A 14,346-nucleotide genomic window follows, 5' to 3' on the forward strand; every position below is an offset into this window, starting at 1 on the left:
AAGCGCCCACAGACGGGTTAAAAAAATCTCACATTAGATGCTACTTAAGTCTAATATCAAGAAAACCGTGAGTTTCCGAAGGGGTCAATATTTTTCTTATACCCCTGAATATTCTTCTTTCTTCCACCAGCGGCAAAGAGTTTTTAGCCTAGTCCCTGTACACGAGTTACACAATAACAATTACAAGATGTGTATGCATCAATGTGGTGCTCGTGCGTGCCTAGAAAGAGTGCAGATCCAATTAATCCGCATTCATAAATTAAGTAGCAATAAGCACGATTGGGAACACTAATGAATCAAAAGAAACTCCACACTGCAGTACGTTACGCACTTACCGGATTAACCCTTTTCACTACCTCAATGGTCGTACAGGCGCAAGAAGCCAGCAAGGAAACTACAGAAGCTAAAGATTTAGAACGTATAGCCGTTGTTGGCGCTCGAGGTGCGCCGCGCTCAGTAACAAGTTCGCCCGTTCCCGTTGATGTATTAACCGCAGAAGACGTTGAAGCCGTTGCGTTTACCGACATGAACAACGTTCTAATGACCCTTGTACCTTCCTACTCTGTTGGCAGACAGCCTATCTCAGACGGCGGCACCTTTATTCGTCCTGCCACGCTTCGAGGCATGCCTACAGACAAGACTTTGGTTTTGGTGAACTCAAAACGCCGTCACAGAGCAGCGCTTGTTTCAATCGGTGGCTCTGGTACTCAAGGTCCAGATATAGCAACTATTCCTACAGCAGCAATCCAAAGTGTTGAGGTGTTGCGAGACGGTGCCGCAGCTCAGTATGGCTCGGATGCCATCGCGGGGGTAATTAACTTCCAACTTAAAAACAATACCGAAGGCGGCTCTTTCACCATCGATTACGGTAGCTACTTTGAAGGTGATGGCGACCAGATTACCGTTACAGGAAACAAAGGTTTCGCCCTTGGTGACGATGGCTTTTTCAGCATTTCAGCCGAATATTCAGATAGTGAAGCAACCTATAGAGGCGAACAATATTGTGAGCCATGGTTTTGCGTAGACGAGCAGTCAGCCGAATACATCGCTGATGCTACCGCCATGGCCAACAGTGTGCATGGTTCTGACGTAGTACAACCTTGGGGGCAACCTAATACCAGCGGTAAACGCGTCTTTTTCAACGCGGGGTACGCACTAAGCGCTGAAGCGGAGTTATACGCTTTTGGTAACTATTCTGAAAGTGAAGGCGACGGGTCTTTTTACTATCGCTATCCAGGCAACGGGACTATTGAAGATATCCGCCTTGAAGACGGTTCTATTTGGAATCCTACAGAGTTTTTCCCTGGCGGGTTTACACCGCGTTTCTTTGGTGATGTCACTGATTATTCAATGGTGGGTGGCGTAAAGGGCATGTCGGGTGATCTTACTTACGATATCAGTGGTCGTTACGGCAACAACGAAATTTCTTACACGCTAGCAAATACCATTAACCCTTCTCTGGGCAATGAGTCGCCTACATCGTTTGAGCCCGGCGATTTAACTAACGAAGAAACACAAATTCAAGCTGATTTCACCTACGACCTGAGTGAGTACGTACTCGCTTTTGGCGCTAGCTACCTAGATGAGTCTTATGAAATATCTGAAGGAGAGGAAAGCTCTTATTTTGCAGGCCCTTACGCTACCTCTGACCCGTATGGTTTCTGTGACGGAGCTACCGCTACCGCCGAAGGGCTAGCTGTTATCGCAAACGGCTCGACATTAAATTGTGCTGACCCAGATGATGCTGTTTATACAGTCGTTGGCGTTGGCTCTAACGGATTCCCAGGTTATTCACCTGACTATTCAGGTTCATATGAACGTGATTCTTATGCGGTGTACACAGACATTTCGGGAGACATTACTGACGAGCTATTTGCCCAAGCAGCATTGCGCTATGAGGACTATTCAGACTTTGGCTCTGAGGTAGTTTACAAAGTCGCGGCGTTCTATCAATTAAATGATGATGTAGGCTTTAGATCTTCATTTGGTACAGGCTTCAGAGCGCCAACCCCAGGTCAGCAGGGTACCACTAATGTATCGACTCGCTTACCTGATGGCTTCCCTGTAGCTACAGGCTTATTCCCTGCAGGCGGTGAAGTTGCGCAGGCACTTGGTGCAGAAGAGCTTTCACCTGAAAAGTCGACCAACTTCACGTTAGGTATGACGGCTAATTATGGTGACTTAACCCTTACCGTAGACTATTACAATATCAAATTAGAGGACCGCCTTTACTCTGTTTCCACACGTGATGTCTCAACAACGGTGGTCACCGACCCAGATGCTGATGGTTATGATGCTTACCAGAATTACTTAGCCCTTGCTGGAGCAAACGTGTCGGGCGCTGAGTCAATCGGTGGTGTTTTCTTCTTCCAAAACGCATTCGATACTGTAACAGAAGGCTTGGATGTCGTAGCTACCTACAAGATGGAATCCAAGTATGGCTCAACCGTTTTAACCGGCTCGGTTAACTATAATAAAACTGAGTTCGACTCTGACCCCAGCGAATATCTGGATGCAGAAGATCAGTTCGATTTTGAAAATAGCCGACCTGAAATGCGCGGTGTGTTCTCAGTCACTCACAGTTACGACGTATGGTCTGCGGTAGCTCGCCTTAGCTATTTCGGCGAATACGAAAACGCGGGGAGCGATGATGGTGTGGACCCAACAAGCATTCAAACCTTCGGCGACGAATTTATGTTTGATATCGAAGGCTCTTACCTAATTAGCGAAAACCTTACGCTTTCAGTGGGTGTCAGAAATCTATTTGATAACTACCCAGACCTGAGTACTAACGGTGACGCTTGTTGTGGCGAGCTGTATGACTCTGGATCGATAGTCGACTGGCAGGGTGGGTACTATTACACACGGTTAGCTGCTCGTTTCTAACCCGGGTTAACAAACACCGGCGCAAGCCGGTGTTTGCGTTTTTAAATAACTGTATATAAGTAAAACTTAAAAGGTCATTCAATGTTTAAAGCTGTATTGTGTGGGGTAGAAAACTGATGGAAATAGAACTACTGTGGTTTGTAGTTACCTTGTGTATAACCGGTGCCATTGCTGGTATTACCGCAGGTCTATTCGGCAATGGTGGAGGCTTTGTTGTTGTTCCTGCCCTACTCGCTGTTTTCCCTTTCTTTACTCCCCCTTCTGAATCACTAGTCAAAGTTGCAATAGGCACGTCATTGGCATCAATTGTCGTATCTAGCGCGCGTTCTGTTATGGCGCATCGAGCCAAAGGTGCCGTAGATTTTGACATCCTTAAGTCTTGGAGTATTTGGCTTATCCTTGGTGTTGGCGGAGGCCTATTAATAGCGAATAACTCTAGTGCGAATGGCTTAACCGTAGTATTCGCTGCAGGTGTACTGCTTTATTCTTTATATTTTCTTTTCCCTGAATTTGTCGTGCGCCCTGGCCTTGTTTTCGATATGCCTAAGGGCATAGGCAAAGCGGTATTAGCATTTGTATTGGGCGGCTTCTCTGCGTTACTTGGTATAGGAGGCGGCACGCCAACCGTCATAACGATGGTGATGTGCCAACGTACTATTCAGCAAGCTGTTGCTACCGCTGCCGGCGTAGGCTTCCTGATAGGTCTTCCTGGCGCCATCGGCTTTCTATTTATGAAGCATCCAGAAACAGCCTCTCTTCCTGTTGGCACTATTGGCTACATCAACATTCCAGCGCTCATCGCTATCAGCATAGGCGCAATTTTTACTGCACCTATCGGAGCGAAGATGGCGCATAACTTTAGTGAAAAAAAGCTAAAGCGATTGTTTGGCATTTATCTCGTCATTGTTTCAAGCGCAATGTTCTATAAAGCCATTTAAAATAAAAAGGAGAATATCTATGAGTTATAACCGTTCAAGACGTTTATTTTTAGGTGGCTCGGTAGCAGCATCAGCCGTAGGTGCAACAGGTTTTAGCGGCCTAGTTAGCGCTCAATCTACAAGTGCAGCAATGACTGAAGCTGCATCAGTCATTTATGGTCCAAAACCTGGTGTAGCGAAACTAAACGCTAACGAAAACCCATTTGGCCCTAGCCCGAAAGCGCTGGACGCCATTGCTCAAGCCTCAGCTGAAGGCGGTGCATATTACGCTTATCCTGCCGCGATGACCCTGTTAGATATGATTGCTGAGCGTCATGGCATAACGCGTAAGAATATTTCCCTAAGCGCAGGGTCTAGCCCTATCCTTTCCTACGCTGCCGTGGCAGCCAGTAAGAATGGGAAAATTCTTGGACCGGATCTTTTTTGGGACACCACGTCAAAAGCACCTGAGAAACAAGGTGCGCCTGAAATAGTAAGAATTGCTAATACAGCAGATCTCGACATTGACCTTGACGCCATGTATGCCGCTATTGATGACTCTATCGGTATGGTACATATCTGTAACCCTAATAATCCCACGGGCAAAGTGCTTGATCCAGATAAGCTTCGCGAGTTTTGTATCAAAGCCTCTAAAAAGACACTGGTTTTAGTTGATGAGGCCTATAACGAACTTATCGATGAGCCACCAAAACACTCAATGATTCCACTTGTGAAAGCAGGCCACAATGTCATCGTAGCAAGAACCTTCTCGAAAATTTATGGTTTAGCGGGTATGCGAGTAGGCTATCTTATTGCTTCTGAGGAAAATACTGAATGGATTAATCGCTATGGTATGGGTGGCTACACATTGAACCAAGCAGGCCTTGCTGCCGCAATAGCGAGCTATAATGACGACGCCTTTTTAGCGTTCTCTAAAGAAAAAATTTATGAAGGTAAATCTATGGTAATGGATGCCGTTAAGGCTAACGGTTTGACAGCTCTTCCCTCTAGTACTAACTTTATTTTTGTTAATCTTGGCGATGGCAATGCCGAATATTTTCGACAAGCTATGGCTGAAAAAGACGTACTTATCCGAGGCATTTATCGTACTTACAATAATTGGTCTCGTGTAAGCATGGGTAAAATAGCTGACGTTAAACGTTATGTTGATGCAATGCCTGCTGCGTTAGAAAAAATGCAAACAATGCAAAAAGGCTAAATACACAGGGCATGTATCTGTATCAGCACATGCCCTCTTCCGTTTCTTACCTCGTTCTTTTCCCGCACATTACCAATTCAACTAAAAGTCTAATACGCACAAAAGTCACCTTTGTCATATACTGAAATTAGTAAATAAACAGGTAAAGTATAACTGTAGCAATAATTTTCAACGGTATTGTTGCAGTAACGTAAAAGTTGCACATACTTTACTAAAAAGGCATTGCGTTAAATGCCGCTTAAGGAGGCTGTAAATGTCACTTTCTGTACTAGTTGCTGATGATTCCAAGTTGTCGAGGCGTAGTGTTATACGTTCGCTTCCCCAAGATTTAGAATACGAGATAACTGAAGCAACAAACGGACAAGAGGCAATAGATGCTCTCTGCGAAAACGAATTTGCACTTGTTCTTTTAGATCTTACCATGCCCGAAGTAGACGGGGTTGGCGTGTTAGAACATCTGCATGCAAGGTCTAACATGCCAAACGTTATTGTGATAAGTGCTGATTTTCAGCCTGAAAAGCAGAAGATTGTGATGTCTTTAGGCGCTAAGCGTTTTCTTCGCAAGCCCTTAGATAAAGAAGAGTTGGCCATGGCACTGTTTGAGCTGGGGTATCTATGAGTATCGTACTACCACTGGATGAAGAGCAAAGAGATGCCCTTCAAGAACTGCTAAATATTTCGATGGGGCAAGCCGCGAACTCGCTCGCTCAACTTATTGAAACGAAAATCGACATTTCTATACCCAAAATTTCAGCCGTTACGCCCACTCAGCTCTACAGCCTCTTATTTGAAACCGAAGATGCCTTTTATACCCGTCAGTCTTTCTTAGGCGATGTGCACGGTGAAGTCATGTCCGTGCTGTCACAAGCAGGTTTAAGTGAAGTTGCTACTTTAATGGATTACGACGAACCGTTAAGTAAGGAAGATATTCAAGAAATCATTTTGGAGCTTTGCAATATCTTAGCGGGTGCATGTTTAGCTGGCCTTTCTGATCAGTTAGAGCTTACCACCAACTTAAATATGCCTACGTTGTTTTTACCCGATAAAGCGAACTTTGATGAGCTTCAGTGGCAGCACAGCCTGGTGATGGAAGTCCAGTTCATTATCGCAATTTCCTCATTTAGCATGCGCGTTGTGTTTTGTTTAGACGATGAATCTCTTGCTCGCATGAAAAACACATTGGATGAGTTACTCGCATAATGTTTGAACAGCTGGTAGGTAAGTTACCTGTCGGAATTGGTGTAGTCGATGAAAGCTTTAACGTCGTTTATCTCAACGACTTCTTTTTAGATCGCCTCCCTCATAAAATGCGCGACTGTTATAAAGACACGCCCGTGATTGAGTTATTTCAAGGGCAAGGCAAATTCCTCAAACGCAGACTAAAGTCGGTATTCGTACTACAACACCCAAGTTTTAGCTATTGGGAGCAACGACCGCATATATTTCCATTTAAAAGCTCTCGACCTATAACGGGCGAAGAGACGCAGATGTACCAAAATATGGAAATTTTGCCCATTAAAGATAAGAAAACCGGGCAGCGTTTAGCCTGTATATTCCTGCAAGATGTAACCGCCCAAGCGAGCTATTTCAGAGCCCAGCAAAAACTTTCCGAAGCCCTAAAAAAAGAGCATGAAGCTCAGCGAAAGCTCATTCGCAAACTCGATACAGCCCAAAGCCAGCTTATTCAAGCTGAAAAGATGGCGTCTACGGGGCAGCTTGCAGCAGGTATAGCTCATGAAATTAACAATCCGATTGGCTTTGTTAATGCTAACCTCAATACGCTAGGTCAATACGCTTCGCATCTTCTTGCCATATGTGACGGTGTTAAAGGGCAAATTGAGCTCTTTAATGACGAGCTTAAGGAACAAATAGATGCCTTATTTGAGTCGAATCACTATGACCTACTGAAAGACGATATCACCGAGCTAATTGCAGAGTCTACTGAAGGGCTTACACGTGTAAAAGATATTGTCGAGAACCTTAAAAACTTCTCACTAGAAACTGCCGAAGGGATGCAAACCGTAGATATATGTGCCATATGTAATCAGCTCATCACGCTCATTTCCGCTCAATACAGCGCCCCCCAATATAAAATTGAATGTGAGCAAGAAAAGGTGGAGGTTATGGGAAATCCAGGGCCACTGAAACAAGCCCTGATGAACGTAATGATAAATGCTGCGCAGGCGATAGAAGATAAGGGCTTTGTTAAACTCACCGTAATTGATGCCGCGCAATCAGTAACGATTAAAATACTGGACTCAGGCTGTGGCATCCCAACAAAACACTTAAAACGCGTGTTCGAACCTTTTTTTACCACCAAACCTGAAGGGCAAGGTCAAGGTCTGGGCCTTTCTGTGGCTTACACCGCCATAGAACAACACCAAGGTAAAATATCCATTAGCAGTAAAGAGGCTAAAGGAACTGTTGTAGAAATCACCATACCTAAAGCCCCAGCAGCGCCCACCAGTGATTCCTAGCTTGCTAGTTTACTCGCTTCGCACCCCTTAAATATAAATACACCTTCCTCATTGAGTGTTCGCGAAATACTCCCTTCATTTATTAAATAGTTAAGGTGAGATAAACACTCCGCCACAGCGAACACCATGTTACGGCTTGAAAGCTTGCGCTTAAACATAACGGGTAACAGCTCGACTACCGTTTGAGGTTTCTCACAAGCCTTTAACAAGGCTTTAAGATGTTCGTGGTGATGTGCAATGAGCGAGTCTACCCGCTCGTGAAGACCAATAAAGGGAAGTTTGTGTGCGGGTAACACGGTTGTATTTTTCGGCAAGCTTTTAAACTGGGGCAAGGTGTTCAGGTAGTCGTCTAGGGTGTTGGCGTCAGGCTCTGTTGAATAGGCGCCGATATTGGGTGTGATGATCGGTAGAATATGATCGCCAGATATAAGAATATTTTTCTTTTCATTGTAAAGGCAGGCATGTTCGGGAGAATGGCCGCGGCCAATCATAATTACCCATTCATTATCGCCAAGCGATAATGTCATGCCATGCTTTAAACGGGTATAGCTTATGGGAAGTGGCGAGACTACACTGCTGTAACCATTACCCTCGCCAGAAGTCAGCTTTGCAATCATTGATTCATCAAGCCCTACCCGTTGGTAATACAGAACATCTCTTGCGTTAGTAGCGCCGTTTCTGCCTGCTGCGAAGGCTCTCGCAGTGAAATACTCGGTTTGGGTCATATAAAAAGGTACGTTAAATGTATCAGCTATCCAACCTGCTAACCCTACGTGATCAGGATGTAAGTGCGTAACAATAACACCGACAATTGGTGCATCTAATTGTTCAAATATACGCTTCCAGAGTGATTTGGTAGTAGACGTTCCAATGCCAGTGTCAATTACTACCCAGCCGCCTTCACCGCGGATTAAGTACAGGTTTATATGATCGAGTTCAAATGGAAGGGGCATAGTTAGCCAAAGTACATCTTCGGCTACTTCAATTAGCTCACCCGGTTCTACCTGTTTGTCGTATAGATACTCCATATCGCCCTCACCTTTTCTAGCCTGCATCTTTTAATATTCACTGAGTCGTTCCACAGTTTCCAATGGCTGCTAAAATAGCCTAGGTACGACCGCCTTTTTTGATAAAACCGTAAGTCGATAATGCTAGTGTGTAAACGCAGCATAATCTTATTGGTCTGATACCTTCGTTCTCATGCAAGATAATTAGTACCAGTCTCGTTCTAACTCGCTCCGTTAACAAAAACAAACATATCTGTCGAATAGAGATCTATAGGACTTGGTGATAACAAACGCTATACTGTGGTTGTTGAAGTTGATAGCCGACGTATTTTGTACCTTTTGCGCTTTTGACTGAATACGTAAAATGCTGGTTATAGATGGTTAGAAAAATTCAATCAACGCCCACGCACTTAGGGCTTTCCTAATAAATTGACACCTTTAAAAAGCGGTTAGTAAAAACAAATTCATGTCAGCCCCAGTAATACAGCAAGGGTTCATACTCAACAAAAGTACGTTTACCCAGCGAGGCAAAGTATATGTTGAACTCTGGGTTAAAACCGCCAATAACACCGCTAGATTAGTATCGTCACCTCAGAACCCCACTTGCTTTGTGTCCCTCGAACAATCTGCTGCATTGCGCGACATTGCTGCTCGTATGCCAGTTAAGATCATAATTTCAGAAGATGGTTTTCACACGCTAGAACAAGTTCCTGTGGCTACGGTCAAGACCGCCACCGAATCGCATATGCACCAGCTTCGCCAACGCGCGCAAGAGCAAAGTATTGTATTGTATGAAGCTGATATTCGCGTGGCCGATCGCTATCTAATGGAGCGCTTTGTGTATGGCGCAGTGGAGTTCGTTACCCCACAAGTTGTCGATGATACGTCACAACTTGTTATAGAAAATGCGCAAATTAGACCCTGCCATTTCAGAACTACTTTTACGTCATTAAGTATAGATATTGAGTGTAATGAACACGAAGAGCTGTTCAGCATTGCACTGGCAGGCGACGGAAAAAGTGTAGTGCTGCTTGTTTGTCCACCGAGTTTTATTGGTCAGACATTACAGGAGCAAGAAGACAGTCCATACACGCTTGTTACGGTCGAGTCTGAAAAAGAACTGCTAGAAGCTTTTTTTTCACACCTAACCTCCCACGACCCAGACATTATTTTGGGTTGGAACGTTAAGCAGTTTGATATGGCTGTGCTGGGCCGCCGTGCTAAGGCAAATTCGCTCAAGTATGCTATTGGCCGCCATGGCCGAGAGGCTTCAGTAAGACAGTGGGAAGACCAAACACTTGTTGATGTACCTGGCCGATGCGTGATTGATGGTATTGAAGCACTTAAAACCATGACCTATCAGTTTGAGTCCTTCTCTCTTGACCATGTTTCCGAAGAACTGCTTCGTGAAAATAAGCTTATTCAAGCTGCCGACAAACTTGAAGCGATAAAACATCTTTATCATAGCGATCCTGTTGCACTCGCGAACTACAACTTTAAAGACACCGAACTAGTAAACCGCATTCAGGATAAAACCCAGTTTATTGATTTTCTGGCATTACGGAGCATTCTTACCGGCTTAGATATGAGCCGCCCAGGAGGCTCGGTAGCGGCGTTTTTAAACGTTTATTTACCTAAGCTACACCGCAAGTCTTATGTCGCTGGAGTGAGGCCAGAAAATGGCGGTTTAGCTAGTCCGGGCGGTTATGTAATGCGTTCGCAACCAGGTTTATATAAGGATGTTTTAGTCCTCGATTTTAAGAGCCTTTACCCTTCCATTATTCGCACATTTAAAATCGACCCGTTAGGGCTTGCAGAAGGACTTAAGTCTCCTAATACGGCAATAGAGGGGTTTAAAGGCGCAGTATTTAGCCGCGAATCACATTTTCTACCTTCAATTATCGAAAACCTATGGCTTCAGCGCGACGAAGCCAAAAAACAGAAAGACGCACCACGCTCTCAAGCCATTAAAATATTAATGAACTCTTTCTATGGAGTACTTGGTAGCGGAGGCTGTCCTTTTTACGATCCTCGTCTTGCGAGTTCAATTACATTGCGTGGGCATGAGATCATGCAAACCACCGCGAGTTGGATTGAAGAATTGGGCTATACAGTTATCTACGGTGATACCGATTCAACCTTTGTGCATGTTGAAGGAAATACTGCACTAGGTACACCTTCTGAAACAGGTCGCGAGCTTGCCAAAATTATCAATGAGAAGTGGACTGAGTTACTTAAGCGTCAATTCAATATTGATTGCCATTTGGAGATTGAGTTCGAATCTCACTTTTCTACCTTCTTTATGCCAACAATTCGTGGCTCTTCTGAAGGTAGTAAAAAACGCTACGCAGGGATGAAAGACGGTGTGCTTATCTTTAAAGGTCTAGAGAACGTGCGTTCGGATTGGACACCGCTTGCTAAAGAGTTCCAATACGAACTATACAAAAGAGTCTTTACCAATGAACCTGTAAAGCAGTACATCAATAAAACGCTAAACGCAATAAAAGCGGGAAAGATGGATGACAAGTTGGTGTATAAAAAGCGACTCAGAAAACCACTTTCTTCGTATGTAAAATCTCTTCCTCCTCACGTTAAAGCGGCGAGACGGGCCGACAAATTATTCGAAGAACAGGGCTTACCACTTCGCTACCAATCTAATACTTCCATAGCCTATGTAATTACCGTTCAAGGGCCGCAAACAGTAGAAACAATCTCTGCGCCGCTTGACTATGACCACTATATAGAGAAACAGATAAAGCCTATTGCTGATAGTATATTGCCATTGATATCCCTTAATTTTGAGCGCATAGCTAACGCTCAGCTTTCCTTATTTTAATTATGTTTACCTGTATGAAGATCTTTCAGGATTCGTGACAAATTAACAAAAAAATTACACTCTAAATCTATTCCCACCTTAAGCAATTACACACATTTTCAATAACTTAACTCGTTGGCACGACAAGTGAATAAGATATTTGTGAGTAGCTAAATAGGTTTGTTTGAGGAATTAACTTCAATCAACATGCGTTCAATTTAGTGATTAGGGCAATTGATAGCCCGTGTTCGCAAAGAGAAACAGAAGGAATTTGATTATGAAGATCACAAAGTTAAGTATGATTACTAGTGCCGTTGTTGCCGCTACACTTTCTGCGTCAGCATTCGCAGGCCATCATGAAGAAAAAATTTCTAAGAGCTTTAATGCGCTCGATCAAGACGGTAATGGCTACATAGTCGGTTCAGAATCGTCAGGTACAATCGACAGCAAGTTAGTATCTAAAATGGATACTGACGGAGACAGTATGGTTAGCCGCGCAGAGTTTAATTCATTTGTCGATGAAAAACCATCGATGTTCAGCGATGAGGTTATCACGCAGGTTAAAGCTGAAGGTACAACAGACGCTGTACTAACCGAAGAAGGCAATCCAGCACTTTTTTCTAAAGCTGATAATGAAATGATTTCAGAAAAGAATAAAGAGTTGCGCACTGAGATGTCTGCAACGGCCAATACTAAGTTCACTAAAATCGACAAGGATAGCGATGGTAAAATCAGTGAGAAGGAGCTAGAAATGGCCGACGTTGAAGGCGACTTTGACTCAATGGATGAAGATGGTGATTCGTACATAACTCGTATGGAATACCGTACCTATTTTGAAGAGATTGAATCAGAATAGTTAAACTAAATAATTCATAGTATTCCCAACTATGTAGCCCCGCTTAAAGTGCGGGGCTTTTCTATTTTCCTTTAAACATTACACCCCACGAAACTCACCAGTTCGCCCCCTAATAAATAGCCTGCGACGAAACGCTAATATTTTTCGTTGAACAGCACCGTATACGACCAACATCTTGTCGACAAAACGCATTTGCAACCATATTGTTAATAAAGGTTAAATATTTTGTTTACTCAATCGCGCATTCTGTAATTAGCGCAAAGGTCGCTATTGTGTACTTCGATTTCAAAATCATGATAGCGATTATCTAAAATTACATTTAAATCATATGCGTACGCGCATGGAGGCAAGAAATAATGGAATCAAATACACAGTCAAACACTGTATTTCCACTTCAAAAAAGTGAGTTTAGCGGTCCTTGTGATGCTGAACTGACATCACTCACAATAGGTCAATACTTCAAAAAGGTTGTCGACAATTATGGCGATAACCCAGCGATCATCGTAAAACATCAAAGTATTCACTGGACCTATCAGCAATACTGGCGTGAAGTAGAACGTGTGGCTTGTGGTTTACTTGCCCATGGCGTAGAGCCAGGTGATCGAGTTGGGATATGGTCCCCCAATAACATCGAGTGGTCACTTGTACAAATGGCCACGGCAAGAATTGGCGCGGTCATGGTATGTCTTAACCCCGCTTACCGCCCAGATGAATTAGCCTTTGCTATTAACAATGTCGGGGTAAAGCACTTGGTGATGGCACAGTCTTTTAAACACTCAAACTACATCGCCATTTTGAAGGAATTAGCCCCGGAACTAGATTCTGACGAACAGAGTCAAACGTACGCGGCGCTATCGCTTTCGAAGCTACCCTCTCTTAAACACGTATATACTATCGGTGAAACGTCTGTAGACGGCTTACAGGCATTTTCAAAACTGCAAGTAGAGCCTACTGAAGCTTTAAAATCGCAGTTAAAAGACATAGAAAGAACGCTAAATGCTGATGATAACATCAACATCCAATTCACCTCAGGTACGACTGGTAACCCGAAAGGCGCAACACTCACTCATCGTAATATTTTAAATAATGGTTTATTAGTATCAGAAGCAATGAGATTTACGCACCAAGACAAGCTTTGTATTCCCGTACCACTCTATCATTGTTTCGGTATGGTGTTGGGCAACTTAGTCTGTTTAGCATCTGGTGCATGCGCAGTATTTCCTGGGGAGTCTTTTGACCCTGAACAAACGCTTCGCACAGTAGAAGAAGAAAAGTGTACAGGCTTGCACGGCGTGCCTACCATGTTCATCGCCGAGCTTGAGCTTCCCAACTTTGGAAGCTTCGATTTATCGAGCTTGAGAACTGGCGTTATGGCGGGAAGTACATGTCCTGAGGAACTAATGCGTAAAGTCCATAGTGAATTTCATATGACGGAAGTCGTTATAGGTTACGGTCAAACAGAGTGCAGCCCTATCAATCATATTACCGATATTGATTCACCATTTGAAAAACAGGTTAAAACAGTCGGCCGAGCTATGCCTCATACGGAAGTAAAAATTATCGACGCACAAGGCAGTACTGTTCCAATCGGAGAGCCAGGTGAGATTTGTGCAAGAGGCTATTGCGTAATGAAAGGTTACTGGGGAGATGAAGCTAAAACTAGAGCTACCATAGACGACGAAGGTTGGCTTCATTCTGGCGATCTTGGCGAAATGGACGAAGAAGGCTATGTCACTATTGTAGGCAGAATAAAAGACATGATCATTCGTGGGGGCGAGAATATTTATCCACGAGAAATCGAAGAGGTGCTGTACCAACATGACGATGTATCTGACGCTGCTGTATTTGGAATACCCGATAACAAATATGGCGAACAAGTGTGCCTTTGGATAAAAGCAAAAGACAATAGGCATGTAGATGAAGAGCAAATACGAGACTACTTAAAATCGAAACTTGCCTACTTTAAAGTACCTAAATACATCAGTGTAGTAAAAGAGTACCCAATGACAGTAACAGGCAAGCTACAGAAGTTTAAAATGCGTGAACACATGATAGAAACTCTGAAGAAACAAGCCCTACAAACCGAGGCGTAAACCTACGGCAAATAAATGGGGTCAGAGTTGAGGGTCAGTGTCGTGACTCTGACCCCATTATTTTTCTTTGCTTCAG

General features: G+C 43.8%; 10 protein-coding genes. 9 read left to right on the forward strand and 1 reads right to left on the reverse strand.

What is annotated here, in order from left to right:
* The first annotated feature begins 291 nt into the window (after positions 1-291).
* The 6 genes from ACYX4W_RS19775 (at position 292) to ACYX4W_RS19800 (ending at position 7,499) form a co-directional block, all read left to right on the forward strand.
* Entirely contained in the window at positions 292-2,886 is a 2,595-nt protein-coding gene (locus ACYX4W_RS19775) for a TonB-dependent receptor plug domain-containing protein (RefSeq protein WP_476074305.1), read from the forward strand.
* A gap of 116 nt (positions 2,887-3,002) precedes the next feature.
* Positions 3,003-3,824 carry a sulfite exporter TauE/SafE family protein gene (locus tag ACYX4W_RS19780; RefSeq protein ID WP_476074306.1) on the forward strand — a complete coding sequence of 274 codons (822 nt, stop codon included), beginning with the start codon at positions 3,003-3,005 and terminating at the stop codon, positions 3,822-3,824.
* 19 nt (positions 3,825-3,843) lie between these two features.
* On the forward strand, positions 3,844-5,022 hold the full coding sequence (locus tag ACYX4W_RS19785; RefSeq protein ID WP_476074307.1) for a pyridoxal phosphate-dependent aminotransferase: 1,179 nt from the start codon (positions 3,844-3,846) through the stop codon (positions 5,020-5,022).
* A 253-nt stretch (positions 5,023-5,275) separates the two neighbouring features.
* Positions 5,276-5,641 (forward strand): response regulator, encoded by a 366-nt coding sequence (locus tag ACYX4W_RS19790; protein WP_476074308.1) that lies wholly within the window; start codon positions 5,276-5,278, stop codon positions 5,639-5,641.
* Positions 5,638-6,222 (forward strand): chemotaxis protein CheX, encoded by a 585-nt coding sequence (locus ACYX4W_RS19795; protein WP_474804879.1) that lies wholly within the window; start codon positions 5,638-5,640, stop codon positions 6,220-6,222. Before ACYX4W_RS19790 ends, ACYX4W_RS19795 begins: the two co-directional genes overlap by 4 nt.
* Positions 6,222-7,499, forward strand: a complete 1,278-nt coding sequence (locus tag ACYX4W_RS19800; protein WP_476074309.1) for a sensor histidine kinase — start codon at positions 6,222-6,224, stop codon at positions 7,497-7,499. The genes ACYX4W_RS19795 and ACYX4W_RS19800 overlap by 1 nt, the downstream gene beginning before the upstream one ends.
* Here the strand turns inward: ACYX4W_RS19800 and ACYX4W_RS19805 are convergent.
* Complete coding sequence (locus ACYX4W_RS19805; RefSeq protein WP_476075507.1) at positions 7,496-8,527, reverse strand: MBL fold metallo-hydrolase; 1,032 nt, start codon at positions 8,525-8,527, stop codon at positions 7,496-7,498. The genes ACYX4W_RS19800 and ACYX4W_RS19805 overlap by 4 nt on opposite strands.
* A 445-nt stretch (positions 8,528-8,972) precedes the next feature.
* Here ACYX4W_RS19805 and ACYX4W_RS19810 point away from each other — a divergent pair, with 445 nt between their 5' ends.
* The 3 genes from ACYX4W_RS19810 (at position 8,973) to ACYX4W_RS19820 (ending at position 14,270) form a co-directional block, all read left to right on the forward strand.
* Positions 8,973-11,342, forward strand: a complete 2,370-nt coding sequence (locus ACYX4W_RS19810) for a DNA polymerase II (RefSeq protein ID WP_476074310.1) — start codon at positions 8,973-8,975, stop codon at positions 11,340-11,342.
* A 256-nt stretch (positions 11,343-11,598) separates the two neighbouring features.
* Complete coding sequence (locus ACYX4W_RS19815) at positions 11,599-12,177, forward strand: EF-hand domain-containing protein (RefSeq protein ID WP_476055797.1); 579 nt, start codon at positions 11,599-11,601, stop codon at positions 12,175-12,177.
* A gap of 356 nt (positions 12,178-12,533) precedes the next feature.
* Positions 12,534-14,270, forward strand: coding sequence for an AMP-binding protein (locus tag ACYX4W_RS19820; RefSeq protein ID WP_476074311.1), 1,737 nt, complete (start codon positions 12,534-12,536; stop codon positions 14,268-14,270).
* Positions 14,271-14,346: the final 76 nt, after the last annotated feature.

The sequence above is a fragment of the Alteromonas sp. ABH4_454 genome (assembly GCF_056311775.1).

Excerpts from the sequence above, each read along its gene's own strand:
- ACYX4W_RS19795 (WP_474804879.1), top strand. The coding sequence starts at position 5,638 with ATGAGTATCGTACTACCACTGGATGAAGAGCAAAGAGATGCCCTTCAA.
- ACYX4W_RS19780 (WP_476074306.1), top strand. The coding sequence starts at position 3,003 with ATGGAAATAGAACTACTGTGGTTTGTAGTTACCTTGTGTATAACCGGT.
- ACYX4W_RS19815 (WP_476055797.1), top strand. The coding sequence starts at position 11,599 with ATGAAGATCACAAAGTTAAGTATGATTACTAGTGCCGTTGTTGCCGCT.
- ACYX4W_RS19800 (WP_476074309.1), top strand. The coding sequence starts at position 6,222 with ATGTTTGAACAGCTGGTAGGTAAGTTACCTGTCGGAATTGGTGTAGTC.
- ACYX4W_RS19810 (WP_476074310.1), top strand. The coding sequence starts at position 8,973 with ATGTCAGCCCCAGTAATACAGCAAGGGTTCATACTCAACAAAAGTACG.
- ACYX4W_RS19775 (WP_476074305.1), top strand. The coding sequence starts at position 292 with ATGAATCAAAAGAAACTCCACACTGCAGTACGTTACGCACTTACCGGA.
- ACYX4W_RS19820 (WP_476074311.1), top strand. The coding sequence starts at position 12,534 with ATGGAATCAAATACACAGTCAAACACTGTATTTCCACTTCAAAAAAGT.
- ACYX4W_RS19785 (WP_476074307.1), top strand. The coding sequence starts at position 3,844 with ATGAGTTATAACCGTTCAAGACGTTTATTTTTAGGTGGCTCGGTAGCA.
- ACYX4W_RS19805 (WP_476075507.1), bottom strand. The coding sequence starts at position 8,527 with ATGGAGTATCTATACGACAAACAGGTAGAACCGGGTGAGCTAATTGAA.
- ACYX4W_RS19790 (WP_476074308.1), top strand. The coding sequence starts at position 5,276 with ATGTCACTTTCTGTACTAGTTGCTGATGATTCCAAGTTGTCGAGGCGT.